The sequence below is a fragment of the Glaciimonas sp. OK215 genome, assembly GCF_057787885.1.
In genome coordinates, this window is sequence record NZ_CM173544.1 from 327,724 (window position 1) to 347,876 (window position 20,153).

The following is a 20,153-nucleotide window of genomic DNA, read 5'->3' on the forward strand; positions in this document are numbered from 1 at the left end:
CTGTCCGCAAAAAATCGCTAAGCTAGCTCTTTTTGCTGCGAATAACTTATCGGATAGACCCCCGAGATGCAAATTCATAGTCGGTTCGGGGCTTGATCCCCATGTCCCTTGCCGTCGAGACTACCTCAAGTCTCCGCTTGCGCCCCACGGGATCGTCCAAGGTTTCCTCTAGGCCATATCTCATCTTTTGAGGATTCAAAAAAGTAAGATCTATGTCAAAATGCCATCGATGCAATGTTTATAGAAATTACCGCGAAGCCCCGCTTACATACGAAAATAGACAGTGTCCTTCATACTCGGATTTTATAATTTTAACTAAGTCGGCAATAGTAATTAAGGAGACTCTGCGTGCCTGAGACACTTGAGGTAATTCCCGATCCGGTATCGCTCATCGAATCAATGCGCGCGGTTGGATACACAGTGGAAGCAGCAGTCGCAGACTTGGTGGACAACAGCATTTCGGCTGCTTCGGCACGCGTCCAGATTGAGTACGACGCGAGTAGTGATCCTTTCGTGGCTATTCTCGACAATGGCAATGGCATGGCGCCGAATGAGCTGACTAACGCCATGCGCCATGGTAGCCGTAATCCTACTGACGTCCGAGCCAGTCACGACTTGGGAAGATTCGGTTTGGGCCTCAAGACCGCGTCTCTTTCCCAGTGCCGCAAGTTGACTGTTTTAAGCAAGAAAGACGGTCATATCCACGCCCGTTGCTGGGATCTGGACTTTGTCCAAGTAGAAAACAAATGGATCGTCATTGTGCCAGACCAGGCCGAGCAGGAGCGGCTTCCCCTTTATCGCCAACTGTCGAATCAGGCATCCGGGACCTTGGTTGTATGGCAGTCACTCGATAGATTGATGTCGGGATCATCCAAGCCTCAAGATGAGATGAAAGCCCGCATGAGTTATCTGCATGACCATTTGGCGCTGGTATTTCATAGATTTACGCAGAGGGAGGACAATTTCCCGATGATGGAAATCTTGATTAATGGGGTAAAAGTTGCTCCCAAAGATCCTTTTCTCAAAGAAAACAACTTCAGACAGCCCTTGGAAGGACAAAGCATAAGAATTAGAGGCACCATCATCCAGGTCAAGCCGTATATTCTGCCTCCTATAAGTCACCTGACTCAAGATCAGATCGAAATGGCGGGCGGCAAGGATGGCCTTCGAGGGAGTCAGGGGTTTTATATTTATCGAAATCGTCGATTGGTTATTTGGGGAACTTGGTTCCGACTGGTTCCGAAGGACGAGTTTTTCAAGTTGACGCGGGTGCAGGTCGACATCCCGAATTCCTTGGATGATCTCTGGGCATTGGACATTAAGAAATCCGCAGCATACCCACCGGACATTATTCGCGACCGCCTGAAGGACTTAATCCCCCATTTTGCCAATACGAGTCGCAAGACAATTACCTATCCCGGCAGAAAACAGAAGGACACCAACTTCATTCCCTTGTGGCAACGCATTGAACCACGGCACGGGTCCTTTCGATACGAGATCAACACCGAGCACGCAGCCATCAGCGGACTTTCTGAAACGTTGGGCACCAAGGATAAGAAACATTTTCAAGCATTACTGGAATTACTCGCAACGTCTATCCCGTTCGAGTCGATTTACGCCGATATGTGCTCTGATCACAATCAATCTTGCAACGCCGAAACGGCCAATGAATTAGTCGCAATGGCCGCCAACCTTCTGGAAATTACCGGTCTGAATATGACTACTGTTCTGAATATCGACCCCATTGCCCGATTTCCCCAATACCACGCTCGGATTCGTCAGGAATTGGCACAATGAATGACATGAAAATGGACCATCTGGGAGTTGCTATGAGTATCATCAATGGCCGCCCCCTTACCGACGACCTTCTTGAGGAAGTACTGAGGACGCTATTGCTCGTGGACAGCAATCTCGGGCAAGACGGCCTGATCGGAATCAGAAAGCAGCTAGAATCGACCATTGGCATCAATATGGCGGTCGGTGATATTTTGAGACAGAAAGACCATGAGCCATGGGTTGGCGATGCAAAAGGAAGCATCCGATGGCATTACTGGGATAGCTATGGGCGGTTGCTCACTGCCGGAGGCTGGAGCAACAATGTCGTCCGCGTGCTCGATGAGGATACGGACAATATTTTGAGTGAGTGTGGGAACCCTGCGACCGATGGTGCCTGGAACATGCGTGGGCTGGTAATGGGTGACGTACAGTCAGGCAAGACAGCGAGCTACAGCGGATTGATTGCAAAGGCCGCTGACGCAGGGTACAAAGTCATTGTGTTACTTACCGGTATGATCGAGGAGCTTCGCAAACAGACTCAGGAGCGGCTTGACGAGGGTTTCGTTGGTCGTAATAGTCGCGACGTGCTGGGCGTGAACAAGGACATGAAGGCAATCGGTGCAGGAATATATCGCAAGCAATCGGCGAATGTGCTGACATCGGTTGATTCCGACTTCCTGACAAGCAATGCCAAAGCTCTGGGAGGCATACCGTTATCCAACATTAACGAACCCGTGTTGTTCGTGATGAAGAAGAATACGTCGCCCCTTGTGAATCTCAAGGCGTGGCTCAACAAGCAACTCCCTCACGGCGCCACGCGGCACCACTTGCCTGTACTGATAATTGACGATGAAGCCGACAACGCTTCAGTTAATACCCGGAAGGACGAAGACCCGGCGACCATCAACCGACTGATACGGGAAATCATCCAGCAGTTTTCCCGCTCGAGCTATGTCGGCTATACGGCAACACCGTTTGCAAACGTATTTATCAATCCCGATAACGACAAAGATCTTTTCCCTTCTGACTTCATCTATAGCCTGAATACGCCATCGAATTACATCGGGGCGGCCAGCATCTTTCTTGACGAGGGTAAGCATCATGACCAGCTTCAAGATATTGATGATGCTGAGCCGTCGTTTCCATACAAGCACAAGATAGATATTACAGTCAATGAAATTCCCGAAAGCTTGAAAGAAGCCGTTCGCGTGTTCCTCTTGAGTTGCGCGATACGTGACTTGCGTGGAGAAACGTTGCGTCACCGTTCAATGCTGGTAAATGTGAGTCGTTTTACGAATGTTCAGGCTCAGGTAGCAACAAAAATTAAAGACTTCCTTTGGGCTATGCAGGAGGAAATCAGGCAGTACTTGCTAAGCATTTCATGGTTCAACCACATAGAGCTGATTAATCTGCAGAGAACATGGCAGATGGAATATGGTGAAGCAGGCGTTACTTGGGAAGAAGTCCGTGCGTCACTGCATGAATCCACCGCTTCAATCAAGGTAGTTACCATCAACCAAAAGTCGATTGACGAAGAGAAGTTGAACTACTCGCTTTTCAAGAACACCGCAAAAGGCCGACGAGTCATCGCCGTCGGTGGCCTAACACTCTCGCGCGGACTAACGCTCGAAGGACTTTGTGTAAGCTATTTCTATCGCAATTCAAAAGCCTACGACACGTTGCTGCAGATGGGACGCTGGTTCGGGTACCGTCCTGGATATGAAGACCTGTTCCAGATCTGGATGGACAAAGATGCACAAGACTGGTACGCGCACATTGCCGACGTTCTAAACGAACTGCGCACTGATTTCCGTCGGATGAGTGCAAATCGACTACCTCCCTCACAGTTCGGGATACGCGTTAAGTCACATCCCCAGACGCTTATCGTCACTGCTCTGAACAAAATGCGAAATTCCGAAGAAGTCGAGTACGCGGTTTCGTTCAGTGCATACGGCGTTGAGACACCATTTGTGCCGAGAACACGGACATTGAATGACGAAAACATCAGGCGTGTTGCTGCGTTCGTGGATACAATCGGTCCCGCGACTGTCCCAAAGGGCAGCACTCGTTATCTATGGAAAGCCGACAAGAATCAGGTTGCCAACTTTTTGGCAGAATTGAATATCAGTAATATGAATATGGGATTTCTGCCTGATGCATCGAATAACAGGCCGTTGATTAGCTTTATCGCGGAGAACGGAGTGGAAAATCTCGCAGAATGGGATGTTTGTATTCCGCAAGGCAATGGCACTCCGGTCGCAGGCATCGGCGTTTCGGTCACGGGGGGCCAGGTAGGTTCCATTTGTTGCCGTCAAAGGCAATTCGAAAAGGTGCCCAAGAACGCTGACTATCTGAAATTCAATAAGCAGAGGGTCGGGGATGTAAGCGACGAAATGGTTGAAATGGAAACCTCGCAAATTGAGGCTACGAAGAAGGCGTGGGAACATGAGCGCAACAAGGATCCTGAAAAAGGTGAAAGTGTTCCGGGATACATGTACCGGCGCCTCCGCTTCCGTCCATTGCTGACGATCCATTTTATCGAATGTGTGCCACCAGGGGAAAAGGTCAAGCCAGAGAAAAGATTGAAGATGATGCAGCCGAGTGAAATCCCATTTTCAGCAACGGTTGCCATAAGCCTGAGCTTTCCGAACTTCGACCCTGATGGCTCGGACCAGCCGGTGGTATATCGTCTGAATAAAATCGCACTGAGACAGGCTGGATTGGATTTCGATGACGACGAAGACGAAGATTGAATTGCTGTGGCAGGACATTCTGCAGAAAGCGACAATTGCGCCTATTAATAGTGGTGAGTTTCGCCTAGTTCGGCTGGACCCCGCATATCCCTTCGACATCTTTGCAGGCATCGATGGCCCTGGACATGTGCTGCTAGCGATAGGTATTGATACCCGCCCCCCTAATATTGATGTCGGCACTCAGGCTCTGGACTATTTCAGACAACAGCGTGCCGACGGCAGCTGGTTGATGGTACTGCGCCTAACGCGGACCGGACTTGAGCAGGTTTTTGGCCGATTGTGCCAAGATCTTGTAGATTCCGCAGCGGTTGTGCCAAGCCAAGCCGCCTTGATCACGCTATTCAGGGAAAGACTAACCCTCTGGCGGAGGCTGTTCCAGAACGGGGACAGCGGAGTTCTTGAGAAGCACGAGATAAAGGGGCTGATGGCGGAGCTGCTTTCTCTTGAATACTTGCTTAAGGAAAGACCGGATGCGATGGCTGAAATCGTTATGGCTTGGACAGGACCGCTGAAAGCAGATCAGGATTTCACATTCGCAGAACACGCGATCGAGATCAAGGCTGTATCACCTCACGCAGAAAAGGTGGGCATTGCGTCTGTTGGACAGCTTGACGCGGCAGTACCCATTGAGCTTTGGTTGTATATTTTGAAAGAAAGCTCTCTGGGCGAGCAGGGGAGTGTATGCCTTGTCGATTTGGCGGCAAGACTGGAAAGCCAATTGTCGGCATGTCCCGAGGGATTGGCCATCTTCAGAGAAAGACTATTGCAAGCTGGTTATGTTGAGCAGGAATATTACGAGTCCGCCATATTTAAAATTATGGGCGTCAACGAGTACTCTGTGTCCGAAGGCTTCCCGCGACTGCCTGCGTCTGTTTTGCCCATGGGTGTTTTGGACGTTCGCTATAGTCTTTCAATATCTGCCATAGATTCTTTCAAAATTACATCGAGAAGCAGCAATGGAGATTGATGATTTCTTAATGGAATTGGGCCAGATGGTCGCTCGCAGAAGCACTGCTAGTAATTTGGTGGACACGCTCGCCTTCGTCAACGAAGTCGCAGAAAGGCTGGAAGGGGACCCAGTTTTTGGCGAATTCGAACAAGTCGAATATCAAGGAAGTGGGGCCAAAGGTCGTACTCTTAAAATACACGGTTTCACGCGTCTCGACGAATCGGATGGCAGCATAGGGCTGGTAGTAGGAAAGTGGGAAGATATTTCCCAGCAGGAAACACTTCTTTCTACCACAGTTACTCAGCTATCGGGTTGGATGGAAAACTTCGTACGCGAGGCATTGGATAGCGATCTGTACGAGAGAATAGCGGAAGCTAACCCCGCTTACGAGCTAGCGTTACAACTTTGCAATGAAAAGAAAAAGATAAACCGAATTCGTCTGCACATTTTTACCAATCTGTCGTTAAGCCAGCGATTCAAGGAGGAACTGCAGGGTGAAGTAGCAGGTATCCCCTTCGAGCGCCACGTATGGGATTTACAAAGGCTTTCCGCACTTTATCAATCGAGCCGAGAACGCGAGGCTGTCGAAATCGATCTGTCCGATTTTGGCTGCAATGGAATACCATGCATTGAAGCCGTCAGCTCAGATACGTTAACGTCTTACCTTTGCGTAATGAAAGGAGATCTGCTTGCCAACCTCTTCGATCGATTTGGGAGTCGCCTGCTCGAGGGCAACGTTCGCTCATTTCTTGGAATGAAAGGTGGCGTCAACAAAGGGATCAGATCCACGATCCAGGACGAGCCGCATCTCTTCTTCGCATATAACAATGGAATTGCAGCGACCGCTTCGGAAGTGGTCGTTGATCTAAACAATGGCCAAGCGACCATCACGAGGCTTGTTGATCTGCAGATAGTAAACGGAGGGCAGACAACTGCTAGCATCCTGAATGCAAGGAAAAGGGACAAGTTGTCGCTGGAGGGCGTGTCGGTTCAGATGAAACTGACCAGAGTCGAGCAATCAATAGCGCAAGATCTAATTCCGAATATCGCTGAATTCGCGAATACTCAGAACAAGGTCGCAGTGGCTGACTTCTTTGCCAACCACCCTTTCCATCGGAAGATGGAAGAGATTTCCCGTCGATTGCTTACTCCTGCCAAGGCTGGCAATAGATTTCAAGGAAAATGGTTTTATGAACGTGCACGTGGGCAATATCAGAACGCGCGGCTTTACCTCAGCAAATCGCAGAAAAATTCCTTCGACAGTGAATACCCTGGCAAGCAGCTAATCAACAAGACTGAGCTGGCAAAATTTGACAGCACTTGGAATGAAAAGCCTTTCTGGGTGAGTCTCGGTGCACAGAAGAACTTTGCGAAATTTGCCGGACAATTTCAGAGTCGAAACACCGACTTTAGTGAAACGGAATACTGGGAAATAATCAGCCCCTCCTACGGGGAATCATATTTCAAATCCATGATCGCATTCGCCATCCTGTGGAAATTTATGGAGGAAATTGTGGATGGTGCACGGGGCGACTGGTATGAGGGAGGATACCGCGCGAACATTGTTACTTATACTCTTGCCAAGTTAGTTGGTGATGCAAGAGCCCAGAAACAGGAAATCGATCTGGGCGCTATCTGGAACAGGCAGGAAGTTGGATCAGAACTATCGCAGTATCTAGAATATTTGGCACAGAAGGTTCAGACCGTTCTTCTAAACCCTCCACTAGGTGAGAAAAACGTGGGTGAGTGGTGCAAGAAGGAACTCTGCTGGAATCAAGTGGCAGCATTGAAAGTTCCAGAAAAACTTTCTGCGAACGATATTACGATCACTAAAGAGGAGTTTAGGTTTCAGAAAAAAGATGGTCAAAAACAGGGAGCACAGGATGATGGAATTGTTTTGCAGGAGAGGGTTCTAAGCCTTACTCATGAAAAGTACTGGCAAGCACTGATCGTCTGGCCACAATACTCAGCTTTGCTGACTCCGCAGGAAAAGTCGCTCGTACAGAAAGCTAGTACGCTTCAAGGCTTTCTGAAGATTGCCAGCGAAAAGGACTGGAAGAGACTTCTTCAGATCAAAGAACAGGTGGAGGAAGAAGGATTCCGCCACCATGAAACGCCCCAACAGCGTGCTAGAGGGGGGCACTGAAAATAGGCCCTTGTCCCACGCATTGGTCTTGGTCATGCCGCGAGCTTGTTCTTAAATATTATCTCGTCGGTCAGTGACTTTACCACTTCTGCGATTTTTAATGCCAGCAGCGGCGGCACCGCATTGCCTACTTGATGAAACTGTTGCGTCCTATTTCCTTTGAAGAAATAATTGTCAGGAAATGTCTGCAGCCGCGCCGCCTCACGAACCGTCAGACTTCGGCACTGAGCCGGGTCAGGATGGATGAAATAGTGACCGTCCTTGGAAATATGGCTAGTCACAGTTGTTGCCGGAAATTGGGCTAGCTGGACTCTGAAGCGATCAGAAAATTTACCAGATTCCCAATTTTCATGATTTGGTCTGAGACCGGGAAGGCTAAATTCCGTGTGTCCTTTAGGTGAACGTCCTTTTGCCTGCGCAAAGGACGCAGCATAGGCGTATCGGAGAAGGTCACTTGACATGTGACCGCGGGTCTCGTGATTCAGCCATACTTTCAGATTTTTGTCCTCATACCATCTTTCAAGATTCGGGCAACGTGAAATATATGTTGAATTCTTCACGACTCTCTGTCCCCCGAATGACATCTTACGGAAGATGGCTTCGGGGTATTGGGTAAAAATCTCAGCGAGTTCACTCATCTCGGCCCTAGAGGCACTCTTTTCGAGCCCCCTAAAATGTCGATTAACCAGGTGAGCCCATAGCGCCTCGCTGTCCGGCTCCTTACTAACTTTGCTTCGCAGGGCCGGCAGGTCGCCAATCGCATCGTCCACCGTATGACGTACTGAGCGCACGAGTTGCTGTGGCACGATATCAAGATCCTCTCGAACGCCGAGCAAGATGATTCGATGGCGGGCTTGCGGAATACCGTAGTCTTCGGAGCGAACAATGAAATCTCTCAGATCAATTTCCGCTGGGTCCTTGCCCTTCTCAAAGTAGGTTGGGCAGACGAGCGAGTGAATCCGGTATCCGATGTTTCTTGACTGTTTTTTCCCCAAAGCCAAATCGGGATCTGCCAAGTCACGCAAAATGGTATGGAAGATCTGCTGTCCTCCAACGGAAGAGGAAATGATCCCTTTCACATTTTCCATGACGAATATGGCAGGACGATACTGCTGAATGATCCGCAAATATTCGCGGTAAAGGAAGTGACGGTGATCCTCTTCCGGTTTGTAATCCGCCTTGCCTCGATTGCGCGAGCGGCCTACTAGCGAATAAGCCTGGCATGGTGGGCCGCCGATAAGTATCCACGGTGAAGCTGCTCCGAGCGCATGTGTCTGAATGATGCTGTCTAGTATGCCGTTATGCGTGGGGTTACCCAGAGTGAGCTGAAGAGCTTCTTGCCCTGACTCAATCCAAGCCGGTTCAGTGGTCTTATCGAACTCGGAGTCCGACCCATTATTGCAATAATTATAATAAGATTGGAGTGAATCCTGCCCTTTGCGCTTGAGCAGGCGGTAGAAGGCGCGCAAGCGAAGGGTATCGCGAGCAGACTTTTCCATTTCGGCCGATACGATTATTCGGAACGGATCATCTTTTACAGAGGAGAATCCTTCTCCGAGACCCCCGGGACCGGCGAACAAATCGACGACAGGGATCATTTTTGCGACATTCATCTTGCTTAAACTCGAAATAGGTGGATAAATAATGCCAGGATAACAGAACCATGGATATAGTCGATAGTGCCACGCGCTCCCGCATGATGGGGGGAATCCGTTCAAAAAACACCGAACCGGAAATGATTGTCCGCCGGTTTCTACATGCACGGGGTTTCCGCTATCGTCTGCATGAACCCCGCCTTCTCGGGCGACCTGACATCGTCCTTTCGAAATACCAAGTTGCGATATTTGTCCACGGATGCTTCTGGCATCAGCATTCCAGCTGCAGATATGCCACCACGCCCGCTTCAAATCGTGAAAAGTGGAACGCGAAATTTCTGAATAATAAGGAACGCGACGAGAGGAACATACAAGCGCTCGAAAAGATGGGATGGCATGTGGTCGTTATCTGGGAATGCGGCCTTCGTACAAAAGATGACGGTACCCGGCTGACTTGGCTGATTGATGCTATTACTCACCCCAAAGCAATGTTCGTGCAATGGCCCCTCATACGGGAAAAAGCACCGCTCTAAAATTCATAACGCATACCGATTCAACCGGGTCGTAACCCAGCACTGTTTGGCAAAGCTTGGCTCGCAGCCGAGATTTTGACTTTAACTGGTGCCAAAGGCGCATCGAATCCACAAGCATTGGCGTCGTCGTCACGGATTCGCTATGTTTTTTAGGCATCTCACGGTTGACACTCTTGCCAGTCCGTGGAGAAAATCTGCGCATGTCCCGCATCATCTTACATTATTCCTGCAGATGTTCAGCGTATTCAGCTCGGTTATAGACCCTGGTGTCCAACTTCGGTTGCGTATCTTCCACGACTAGCCTGCTCCGAGCCGGATTGGCGTAACCTTCGCGCCGCTTGCCAGTTGGTCAAGATAATCAGCCCAGGCTTGCATCATCCTTCGCCTCTCCGGCAGATGTTCCGCGAAGTTATAAGCAGCACGTACAGCGCTGCGTTCAGCATGGGCAAGCTGACGTTCAATCGCGTCGCGGTGCCAGCCCTGTTCGTTAAGCAGTGTACTTGCCATGCTGCGAAAGCCGTGGCCGGTCATCTGGTCGGTCGTGTATCCAAGTCGGCGTAACGCCGCATTGACGGTGTTTTCGCTCATGGGCCGTCCGTTAGTTCTGGCACCAGGAAAAACATACCGCCCGTTGCCTGTTAACGGATGCAGTTCATGCAGGATAGCAATCGCTTGAGAGGAGAGCGGAACGATATGCTGTTCACGCATCTTCATCCTCTCGGCGGGAATGCGCCACTCTGCGCCTTCTAGGTTGAGTTCCGACCATTCGGCTTTGCGTAGTTCTCCAGGGCGCACGAAAAAGAGTGGAGCGAGGCGTAGAGCGCACTTTGTAACTAAAGAGCCTTGATATCCATCGATAGCGCGAAGCAAATCGCCAATGGCCTTGGGGGCGGTAATAGAGGCATGATGTGTTTCCTTCGCTGGTGCCAAAGCTCCACGCAAATCAGCGGAAGGGTCACGCAAAGCCCGGCCGGTGGCAATTGCATATCGAAAAACCTGTCCGCAGTTCTGATGCACACGGTGTGCTGTTTCAATCGCACCTCGGCTTTCGACCCTTCGTAATGCGGACAGCAAGTCAGGTGCAGTCACTTCGGCAATCGGTTTGCTACCGATCCACGGAAAGATGTCTCTTTCTAGTCGCCGGATGATCTTGTTGGAATGGCTTGGTACCCAAGTCGGGGCGAATTTGGCAAACCATTCACGGGCTACGGCTTCAAAACTGTTCTCGGCGGCGACTAGAGTGGCCCGCTTATTCACTTTCTTTACCTCGCCGGGATCGACCTCATTTGCAAGGAGCTTCCGGGCTTGTTCCCGCCGATTTCGGGCATCAGCTAGGGATATGTCAGGGTAGACCCCAATAGCTAAGACCTTCTCCTTGCCAGCGAATCGGTATTTGAGGCGCCAATACTTACTGCCATTCGGATGGATCAGCAAGTAAAGCCCTTTTGCGTCTCCAAGCTTGTAGGGTTTTTCGGGACGTTTGGCGTTAGGTTTGGCGTTACGTACGGCGGTATCGGTGAGCGACATGGGGGTATCTCCACGCGGGGGTATGCGATGTACCCCTTATTTATACCCCCAGTTACCCCCGGATGCAAGGGGTCTGTATAGGACGTTACAGGACAATGATGCATAAAAAAAGCCCTTAATTTCAAGGGCTTAGGTATATTTCGAGACTTCTTGGTACTTCTTTGGACAATAAAATGGTGGAGGCGGCGGGAATCGAACCCGCGTCCGCAAATCCTCTACAGACAGTTCTACATACTTAGTGCTGTCATTTAATTTGACCCGGCCGACGCGGACGCACACGCTTCGTTCAGGCGAGTCACCTAAATTTAACTTTCAGCCAAGTGACCCGACTAAAAGCGATTCCCTGTATATGACTCTACTGCTGTTTTACCAGCCCACCCCAGGGACGAGATGGTGTAGAGCTAACCGGTTATTAAGCGGCTAGTGCGTACGAGTTATCGTTTGCAGTTAGATATTTTCTGGTTGTATTTACGAGGTAGCCAGCCCTCGGTATGCCCTGCGCTGCTTTGTAACCCACGTCGAAACCAGGTCGCCCCCAAGCAGGTTCCTATTGTAGCGCAATTAGACGGTCCCCTGTAAATGTATGATTCTGGTGAAGTGGTCATTTTGGGCGGTGTCTGGTTGGAGCGACGCAGTTTGTCGTCGGCGTGACCTGGATCTATTCTGTTGGAGATTTTGCCTGACTATCGGTGAGGATAGTTTGTCAATTACCTGCAAGCTGATTTCGTCGCCGAAACCTTTCTGCCTGGCGAAAAACAGATACTGGAATTGGGAGCAACTGGCGTCGGCCGACATTAAAATCGTCCTGGTTGATGGTGAAATGTGATGCTGGTTTGCTCGTCGTATGCCAAAATATTGCGGTGTAGTCCTCATCATTTGATGACGCAGGTAAGTTATTTTTTGCGCCAGCTGGCATGAGACTTGCGGGGTTTTACCGGTTTTATAATCAAGTTGTGACGGCTATACTTCACGCACTTAATAAAATCAATATTAAATAATAATGAAGCGCTATATTTTTTCTGTACTGATTGCCATCGCATTGTCCGGATGCGGCTCATCTTCTTCCGGGCCGTCCGACAAGGTGGCTAAGGTGCAACCTGACCCGGTTAAAGCAAGTGATGTGAATGCACCGAAAAAAGTCGAGAGTGCGCCTGCTGACAAACAGGATGGCGCCGGTTTCGGGACATTAGTGATTTCACGCGACCCTACGCATCCAAATCAGGGGTGCATGATAGGCGTATATCTGAACAAGCAATTGATCCATCAATTTGATGCAGATCAGAAGGCGACATTTATTTTGCCAGCTGGCGATCAGGTTGTCGCAGTGGATAGCTCTGACGGGCGCAGTTCTTGCCCCATAGGCCCAGGCGAACGGCATCAACTGGTGTTGAATATCAAGGCTGGCGATGTTAAAAATTTGCACGCCGAATTGCTTCCCGGTAAAGGTGCCGTCATTGAGGCGACTGCGCGCTAAGTGATGCTTGCGAAAGACTTGATGTCGGATATTCACAGCAAGGGCACGGTTTCTTGTCGCCCTTGCTGTTCCTGGAACCCCGCATCAGTAAGCTTATCTCAGCGCAAAATCAGCACGGCTCGGTTTGCCTTTGTCCTTGATGCCGTCGGCGCTCAGCTTCGGTGCGATCATGAAAATGCGTTCTAGCGGAATCTTGCCTTTTGTTTCCAGATAGTTACGTACTGCCTGCGCGCGTTGGTCTGCCAATGACCGCAAGTCATCCGGCGTTACCTTGGTATTGGTCAGAATCAATTGTTCCATTTCTGCCGTTGGCAATGATTTGGCGAAGCCGATGGCGTTGCGTGGCTTGTCGAACTTTTCACCTTTGTAGACCTTTTCCATGTATTGCGCTTTGTCGGCATCGGTCAGCGTGATTTCCTGCGCCTCTGATGACGATGTTGTTGCGGTATTCGCATCGTCCGCCTGGTCCTCTGGTTTCGCTTTGGTGCCAGCGTTCTTTTGTTTCAACGCGTTTAGCTTACGGTTCAGGACTTCCTGACGCACACCTGCGCTATCGGTAACCGGATCGACCCGGCCGATGATGTCGAGCTTGAGTGCAGGGCGATCCAGCAGCGCTTTGGTGAGCGTATCGAGCTTGGCCTTGGCCTCTGCGGTCAGCATTGCCGAGCCGGGTTGGAATTCGGCATAACCAAGTTCTTCGCCACCACCGAATGCCGAACTGAGTAGTGCAAACGGTGAGGTGACGGCCTTGGCGATCAGGTTAATGAAGACGCGCAAGATTACGCCGCCAACGGAGAACTTCGGGTCCGATAGCGAGCCGGAGATCGGCAGATTGACATCGATCTGGCCATTCCGGTCTTTCAGCAAGGCTACGGCTAAGCGTACCGGAAGCTTGGTGGCGCTGGGGCTGTCGATTTTGTCACCGAATGTAAGTTGGTCGATGCGGAGATGATTTTGCGCAGTCAGCAGCTGTTCTTCGACCTTGTAGTTGACATCCATCGATAACTTGCCTTTGACGATCGCATAGCCGGCGTACTTGGCAGCGTATGGCGTCAGGCCCGGCAGTTCAACACCGTTGGCGCTGCCTTTGATATCCAGAAACATGGGTTTGAACAGAGGATTCAGGGAGCCGGAAACCGTCACCGGCGCGTCATCATCGATTTTGCCGTTGAGGTCGATTGGTGCAGGTGCCGGTTTGTCCGATGCCACCGCGCCGACGCTGCCATTCATGCCGGTCATGTTGACGGTGTAGTTGGGTTTGACGAAGTTGTCGGTGAAATTGATGTTGCCGTTCTTTAACACGACCTGGCTGATCCGGATCACCGGCGCATTGGCCTTGACCGGCGGAGGGGGCAGCGCTGCCACCGTCGTATCGCCTTTGGTGGCTTTAGCGACGCCGGCTTGCGCTACGGCGGCAGGCGCCTGATCCATAGTGGGTTCAGGCGCGTTTTCACTGCTTTCTTTGGGGCCGGATTTGGTTGCGGGTCCCGGTACGACGGATTTCTTGCCTGCTTTGGAGACGACAATATCTTGCAGATTCAGTCTGCCGGTTGGCGACAGGATGGCGCGCGCGTAAAAACCATCGAGGGCGATTTTGCCAAGGTTGATATTTTGACGCGGACCGCCGATGTTGGCGTTAATTCCGCTGACATCGAGCGACGTCCATTTCAAAAAGTCGGCCGCATTTTCTTTATCGATAACCCGGAAGTTGGTCAGGCGCAGCGTGCCGTTGTAGCTTGCAATCAGTGCTTGCTTGCCAACTGGCGGCGTGAGTTGGAGTTTGCCTTTGGCGTTGGCCTGGCCGCTGCTCAGCGTCACATTTAACAGCTCGGCGAAATACGGTTGCAGCGCGGCCACCGGTAGAGCCTGGCCATCGATGGCCAGTTCCAGCGATTTGAATTGGGCAGCAGCGCTGCCGTTTATCGCCAGTTTTCCGTTCTTGTTAAGTTTGGTTAGCAACGCAATCTTGACTGACTTGTCGAGCTTGCTGGAGACATTGTCGAGTTTTAAATTAAACCCGTCTGCACGTAAATTCACTGCTGGTGTAACCGATTTGTCGTTATAGGTGACGACGCTGTCAGTGATGCCGACGCTATTCAGATTGGCGATCCATTCCGGGCCTGCTGCTTTGCTTGTCGGCGCTTTTGCTGTTTTGCGGGATGGCGCAGCGGTGTTGGTGAACTGCTGAAGATTAAGGTTCCCCTTGGCATCGCGGCGTACGTCTGCCTGTATCCCTGCGAGGTTGAACGCTGCGGCATCGAAGGTGCGGGTCTCGGTGCTGAGGCTGGCGTCTTCGAGGCTGATTTTTTTAATCTGCACGCTACCGTTAGCGCTTGACCTGGCAGCGAGCCTGGCGTCGTTGATCTCTGCTCCTAATTGCTTTAACGCCACTTTGCCGCCATTCACGGCGACCGATGTTTTGAGCGACAACTGGCCGGAAAGATCGGCTGCCAGCGCGCCGTTAAGATAGGGCTGATATTGTGCCAGCGAGAGTCCGGCTATGCTGGCCTCGCCGGCGATCGTCGCGGTGGCCGGCGTGACCTGGCCGGCGAATTTGATTTCCTGACTGCCGTTGGTGCCGGCCGACAGTGAGACGATCGCGGGTTTGGCATTGGCTGCGAGCGATAGCTGTTTCACATCCACAGTCAGGTTTTTCAGCTGCATGTTGAATGTCGGGGCAGCGTTGGCGGCGTCAGACCAGTTGACTATCCCATCGTGAATATTCAACTGTGCCAGTGTCAACTGCGGTGCCGGGCGATCTGTTTTCATGGCGGGCTTGTCTGCAGCGGGCGCGGCATTGGAGGTGCTGTCCGGTGTGCTGAGTGCTGCCCAATTCAGACTGCCGTCCGGATTCAGCGCTGCCCAAACTTCAGGTGCCTGAATATTGATTTTGCCGATGGCGGCATCGGCGTTGAGGACGTTGAATTTATCGATGTGGGTATCTACGCTCTGTGCTTTGAATAGTGGCGCAGCGTTCTTGTCGGCGAGCGCGATGTCGCTTAGTTTGACGTCGCCAGACAGGTTGATCTCGGGCTTGTCCTTGTTCCGCACGAAGGTCAGGTCAAGCTTGGTCGACAGCTTGCTGCTCTGGATTGCGAGTGGCAGCGGTACCGGCGAAAAACCGACATAGCTGGCAACGTCGAGTTGGTCGATGTCGATCGCCAGCGCGGTCTCCTGACTGCTGGCAAAAGGTTTGGAGCGGCCTTTGAGTTCAAATGGCGAACCGTTCACTTTCATGGACAGACTTGGCTGTACAAATGTATCAATCGCATTTGCGAAATTGGAGATGTACGGTAAACCTATGTTGAGCGCGTCGATATTGACATGCTTGCCGGTCACTTTGTCGTCGAAGGTGATGCTTCCGTTTTGCAGTTGAATATTGGCAACGGAAAAGCGCGTTCCTCCCTCACTCTTGGGCTTGGCCAGAATGCGGTCAATGATGTCGGAAAAATTATAGCGGCCACGACCTTCGGCGCTGGTGCGAATGATGTGTAGGTTGGGACCGGATAACGTCACTTGCTGCAGTACCGGTGCCAGCCGGAAGATCGACGTGATGGAGGCATCTACCAGCAGACTTTTGGCAGAAAGGGCCGGCGTTGTTTTGTCCGGCTCGTAGAGCGTGAAGTCGGACGCGGTTAGCGCTAGCGTCAGCGGATTAAAGCCGATTTTGCCGATCGTCGCCTTGCGGCCCAGTTGCTGTGCGATCTGTTGTTCTGCCAGATGTTTCGTCAGCGGCGGGACGCCAAGCCAGCTCGCGCCAGCCAATACTGCGAGCCCGGCAGCGGTAAAGCCAGTCCAGCGCAGAGTACGGGTTAGCCAAGGGGGACGAGGGGAGTTTGCCATGGTGGTGTTCCTTGCTGGGCGACGACTTAACAATATACTGCCAGATAGTATTGCTGGCTAGAACCGGCAGACTATCCAGTGACGCCGCGCGTCACCAGACAACGTGCGCGTGCGGCGTACCTGACGCGGATGCACGCTCGTGCTGCCGAATGGATTTTGGTGCGGCGTTATTGCGCCAGTGACTGCTGTATCAGGCCGACCAGTTCGGCTGGTGTATTTACGAGGGCGTCAGCTTCCCACGAGATCGGCTCGGTATGGCCGCAATAACCCCATGCGACGGCCACAGTCGGCATTCCGGCGGCGCGGCCGGCCTGAATGTCGCGCAGGTCGTCACCGACATACCAGCATTCACGCGGCTCCAGATTCAGACGCCGGGCGGCTTCCAATAGCGGTGCCGGATGCGGTTTTGGATGCGCTGTGGTGTCGCCGGAAATCACGCAGCGCGCTTCATGCAGGCCGATTTGCGGGACTAAAGGATCGGTAAAACGCGCCGGCTTGTTGGTGACGATACCCCAGGCAAGATGACGTTGGTGCAGATCTTGGAGTAGCGCTGGAACACCATCGAACAGGCTACTGTTTACCGCTAAGGCAGCGGCATAATTATCCAGGAATGTGACGCGTAACTCTTCATAACCATCATCGCCCGGTTTCAGGCCGAACGCCGCGCCGATCAGGCCGCGTGCACCGGCCGATGTGAATGGCCGTAGTGCAGCATAAGCCGTAGTGATTAGTCCGCGCTCACTTTGAAGGCGGTGCATGGCTGCTGCCAGATCCGGTGCGGTATCGGCAAGAGTGCCATCAAGGTCGAAGAGGATCGCACGCGGTATTGGCAGGGGCATAATATTGAGCAGAAGAAATGTTGGAGAAGTGCGTTTATTGCGGGGCCGGTAATCCAGGCAGGTTAGCAAGCCAGGACGACCATAGCCGTCCTATTTCTTAATGCCAGCCATGAAATACCCGCGTATGGGTTGATATGCAGCGTTATTCGGCCGGTCGGGTGCAGGCAATCAGATAATTGACGCTGACATCCTGATTGAGCGAATAGAAACGCGTAATCGGGTTGTAGCTCATCCCTTTCAGACTATCCACCGTCAGGCCAGCGTTACGGGCAAACTGCGACAACTCCGCAGGCGTAATGAATTTGGCGTAGTCATGGGTTCCTTTGGGCAACATGCGCAGCAGGTATTCAGCGCCAAGCACTGCAAACAGATAAGCTTTTGGATTGCGGTTCAGGGTTGAGAAAAACACTTTGCCACCCGGTTTCACCAGCCTGGCGCAAGCCCGGACGATGGAGGCCGGATCGGGGACGTGTTCCAGCATTTCCATGCAGGTAACGATGTCAAACTCACCAGCTTCTCGGACTGCGAGGTCTTCTGCTGCAATTTTTGCATAACGCACTTGCACGCCAGACTCCAGGCTGTGCAAATCGGCTACTTTTAGCGCCTTGTCAGATAAATCGACGCCGGTGACGGTCGCGCCTTTTTTTGCCATGGATTCAGCCAGGATGCCACCACCGCAGCCAATATCGACAACATTTTTGCCGACAAGGGCCGCGCGCGCATTAATCCACTCAAGACGCAGGGGGTTGATTTCATGCAAGGGACGGAATTCAGCATTCGGATCCCACCAGCGGTGTGCGAGATCACTGAATTTTTGGAGTTCTGATGGGTCAACGTTCATGTGCGTAATGATAGCTGGAAACTACTGCTTTGCGGACATCGCTTGAGTAGCGAAGTCAGTTGCATTTGATGAAACTTGCCCGCATGACAATCGAGGCGCTGCGAAATGAAGACTGAAACGGAAGACGAAAAAAAACCCCGCCGAAGCAGGGTTTTTGATCGAGTCTGAAAATCGATTACTTGGATGTACCAACGACTTCGATTTCAACGCGACGGTTTTTAGCGCGGCCAGCAGCGGACTTGTTATCAGCGACCGGTTGTGACTTGCCTTTACCTTCAGTGTAGACACGGTTCGATTCAATACCTTTGTGAACCAAATATGCCTTGACAGCTTCAGCACGACGGATCGACAGTTTTTGGTTGTAGGCAACCGAACCGATCGAGTCAGTGTGACCGACAGCGATGATGACTTCCAGGTTCAAATCACCCAGTTTCGAAGTCAGGTCATCCAGCTTTGCCTTGCCTTCTGGCTTCAGGACAGCTTTGTCGAAGTCAAAGAATGCATCAGCAGCAAAAGTAACTTTTTGCGAAGTTGGGGCAGGAGCAGGTGGAGCGACTGGTTCTGGAGCTGGAGCAACAGGAGCTGGTGCAGCTTGCGCCAATTCACCATCGCAACCTGGTACTGAATCAGCAGGTGTCCAGTATCCGGTATGCCAGCACAGACCGTACGGGTCACGTGCGATAGTGCCGCGTGCATCTTGCACGTAAGCACTGGTAGGGGTTTTAGCTTGGATATCTTTGATTTCCTGCGCGGAGGCAGTCAGTGCGACGACTGCGGACGCAGCGAAGACGAGTTTTGCTAATTTATTCATGTTTCTCCTCTCGGTTGAGATATCCGCAGATTAACTGCGCAACTAATATACGACATCAAAAATTGGATAATATCACGTGGTTAGAGCCGTTACATGTGAAATTGGCCACATGCAATGAACTAGCCATCATTCTGCCACATGGTTCTATTGCTAGCGAATTTGCCAAATAGCTACACGCACGTTTTTTGTGCTTCGTTGTTTTCATGCAACATAAGGTTGTGAAAACATCTCTACCGGCAGCATCTTATAGTGTTTCTTTGAAGCTATATGAATTATTTGAATTATTTGATCAGATCGTGTGTTTTAGCGTTCGTTGATTGCAACACGTCGATTTGGACTCAGGCAACTCACCAGGTCCTTACGGCTTAATTTATCGCTGCATGTCTTGACGGCTTGTGATTTCCCAGCGCCAACTATGTTCATTGTTGCAACAATTCCTTTGCTTTTCAGGTAACTTGCAACGCTGCTGGCACGCTGTTCCGAGAGTTTTCGGTTGTACTGCTCGGATCCAAGCCGGTCGGTGTGGCCGGTGATGGTAATGACATCGGGTTTGCTGCAATCATTTAGCGGGCTAATGAAGTTGCGATCAATCAGTTGTCGGGCGGCTTCGGTTAACGTGCTCTTGCCAAAGGCGAATGTTTGGTCGCTTGCCAATGTTGCCGAAAAACTGCAGCGGCTGGTTGCAGCAGCGGTGTTTTCAGTATTCACGACCATCGGATTGGCAATAAGAGCTGGTGCCATCGCTTTCATGACGGGCGGCAAGAGTTCGCCGTCACAGCCGGTAACGGCATCCTTTTCGTCCCAATAGCCGGCACGCCAGCACAGTCCGAATTGGCTGCGCGCCACCGGGCCGCGGTTATCTTGCAGATAAGCGCTGGATTGCGGATTTGCCTTGATATCGGTGCCTTGCGCAAAGCCAGTGTTTGCTGCAGAGCCGAAAGCGGAGCCTATAAGCAGGCTCAACGCGAGTGTATGACGCATAAATGTTTTCCTGAGGGTAACGGCAGTTGAGTAAAGCCAATTACGATATTGTTGCTATTTCTGTTTGGTTAAGAGCGCCGGATAG

At 51.4% G+C, this 20,153-nt stretch carries 13 protein-coding genes and 1 other RNA gene; 6 read left to right on the top strand and 8 right to left on the bottom strand.

Annotation, left to right across the window (positions count from 1 at the left end; genetic code table 11):
- Positions 1-348: 348 nt before the first annotated feature.
- Genes AC3CHX_RS01555 through AC3CHX_RS01570 form a run of 4 tightly spaced genes read left to right on the top strand, consistent with a single transcriptional unit; the run spans position 349 to position 7,624 of the window.
- The gene (locus AC3CHX_RS01555) at positions 349-1,797 is read left to right on the top strand and encodes an ATP-binding protein (protein ID WP_488642361.1); all 1,449 of its coding nucleotides are present in this window, start codon (positions 349-351) and stop codon (positions 1,795-1,797) included.
- Positions 1,794-4,529: a Z1 domain-containing protein gene (locus tag AC3CHX_RS01560; RefSeq protein ID WP_488642362.1), complete on the top strand. Its 2,736-nt coding sequence runs from the start codon at positions 1,794-1,796 to the stop codon at positions 4,527-4,529. The genes AC3CHX_RS01555 and AC3CHX_RS01560 overlap by 4 nt, the downstream gene beginning before the upstream one ends.
- Positions 4,507-5,496 carry a PD-(D/E)XK motif protein gene (locus tag AC3CHX_RS01565; protein WP_488642363.1) on the top strand — a complete coding sequence of 330 codons (990 nt, stop codon included), beginning with the start codon at positions 4,507-4,509 and terminating at the stop codon, positions 5,494-5,496. Before AC3CHX_RS01560 ends, AC3CHX_RS01565 begins: the two co-directional genes overlap by 23 nt.
- Positions 5,486-7,624 carry an AIPR family protein gene (locus tag AC3CHX_RS01570; protein ID WP_488642364.1) on the top strand — a complete coding sequence of 713 codons (2,139 nt, stop codon included), beginning with the start codon at positions 5,486-5,488 and terminating at the stop codon, positions 7,622-7,624. Before AC3CHX_RS01565 ends, AC3CHX_RS01570 begins: the two co-directional genes overlap by 11 nt.
- 32 nt (positions 7,625-7,656) lie before the next feature.
- On the opposite strand, the gene AC3CHX_RS01575 is transcribed toward AC3CHX_RS01570, so the two are convergent.
- Positions 7,657-9,237 (bottom strand): DNA cytosine methyltransferase, encoded by a 1,581-nt coding sequence (locus tag AC3CHX_RS01575; protein WP_488642365.1) that lies wholly within the window; start codon positions 9,235-9,237, stop codon positions 7,657-7,659.
- A gap of 50 nt (positions 9,238-9,287) precedes the next feature.
- Between AC3CHX_RS01575 and AC3CHX_RS01580 the strand changes: the two genes are divergently transcribed.
- Positions 9,288-9,752 (top strand): very short patch repair endonuclease, encoded by a 465-nt coding sequence (locus tag AC3CHX_RS01580; RefSeq protein WP_488642366.1) that lies wholly within the window; start codon positions 9,288-9,290, stop codon positions 9,750-9,752.
- A gap of 297 nt (positions 9,753-10,049) precedes the next feature.
- On the opposite strand, the gene AC3CHX_RS01585 is transcribed toward AC3CHX_RS01580, so the two are convergent.
- Together AC3CHX_RS01585 and ssrA are read right to left on the bottom strand one after the other, a co-directional pair.
- Entirely contained in the window at positions 10,050-11,279 is a 1,230-nt protein-coding gene (locus tag AC3CHX_RS01585; protein ID WP_488642367.1) for a tyrosine-type recombinase/integrase, read from the bottom strand.
- A gap of 174 nt (positions 11,280-11,453) precedes the next feature.
- Positions 11,454-11,816, bottom strand: a transfer-messenger RNA (tmRNA) gene (ssrA, locus tag AC3CHX_RS01590).
- Positions 11,817-12,279: 463 nt separating this feature from the next.
- Between ssrA and AC3CHX_RS01595 the strand changes: the two genes are divergently transcribed.
- A complete protein-coding gene (locus AC3CHX_RS01595) occupies positions 12,280-12,753 on the top strand; it encodes a hypothetical protein (protein ID WP_488642368.1) in 474 nt (157 codons plus the stop codon).
- A gap of 93 nt (positions 12,754-12,846) precedes the next feature.
- On the opposite strand, the gene AC3CHX_RS01600 is transcribed toward AC3CHX_RS01595, so the two are convergent.
- The 5 genes from AC3CHX_RS01600 to AC3CHX_RS01620 form a co-directional block, all read right to left on the bottom strand.
- Positions 12,847-16,596 carry a DUF748 domain-containing protein gene (locus AC3CHX_RS01600; RefSeq protein WP_488642369.1) on the bottom strand — a complete coding sequence of 1,250 codons (3,750 nt, stop codon included), beginning with the start codon at positions 16,594-16,596 and terminating at the stop codon, positions 12,847-12,849.
- Between the two features lie 167 nt (positions 16,597-16,763).
- Positions 16,764-17,435: an HAD family hydrolase gene (locus AC3CHX_RS01605; RefSeq protein WP_488642370.1), complete on the bottom strand. Its 672-nt coding sequence runs from the start codon at positions 17,433-17,435 to the stop codon at positions 16,764-16,766.
- A gap of 142 nt (positions 17,436-17,577) precedes the next feature.
- Entirely contained in the window at positions 17,578-18,276 is a 699-nt protein-coding gene (gene ubiG, locus AC3CHX_RS01610) for a bifunctional 2-polyprenyl-6-hydroxyphenol methylase/3-demethylubiquinol 3-O-methyltransferase UbiG (RefSeq protein WP_488642371.1), read from the bottom strand.
- 175 nt (positions 18,277-18,451) lie between these two features.
- Positions 18,452-19,087 carry an outer membrane protein OmpA gene (gene ompA / locus AC3CHX_RS01615; protein ID WP_488642372.1) on the bottom strand — a complete coding sequence of 212 codons (636 nt, stop codon included), beginning with the start codon at positions 19,085-19,087 and terminating at the stop codon, positions 18,452-18,454.
- Between the two features lie 303 nt (positions 19,088-19,390).
- Positions 19,391-20,068, bottom strand: coding sequence for an OmpA family protein (locus tag AC3CHX_RS01620; RefSeq protein ID WP_488642373.1), 678 nt, complete (start codon positions 20,066-20,068; stop codon positions 19,391-19,393).
- Positions 20,069-20,153: the final 85 nt, after the last annotated feature.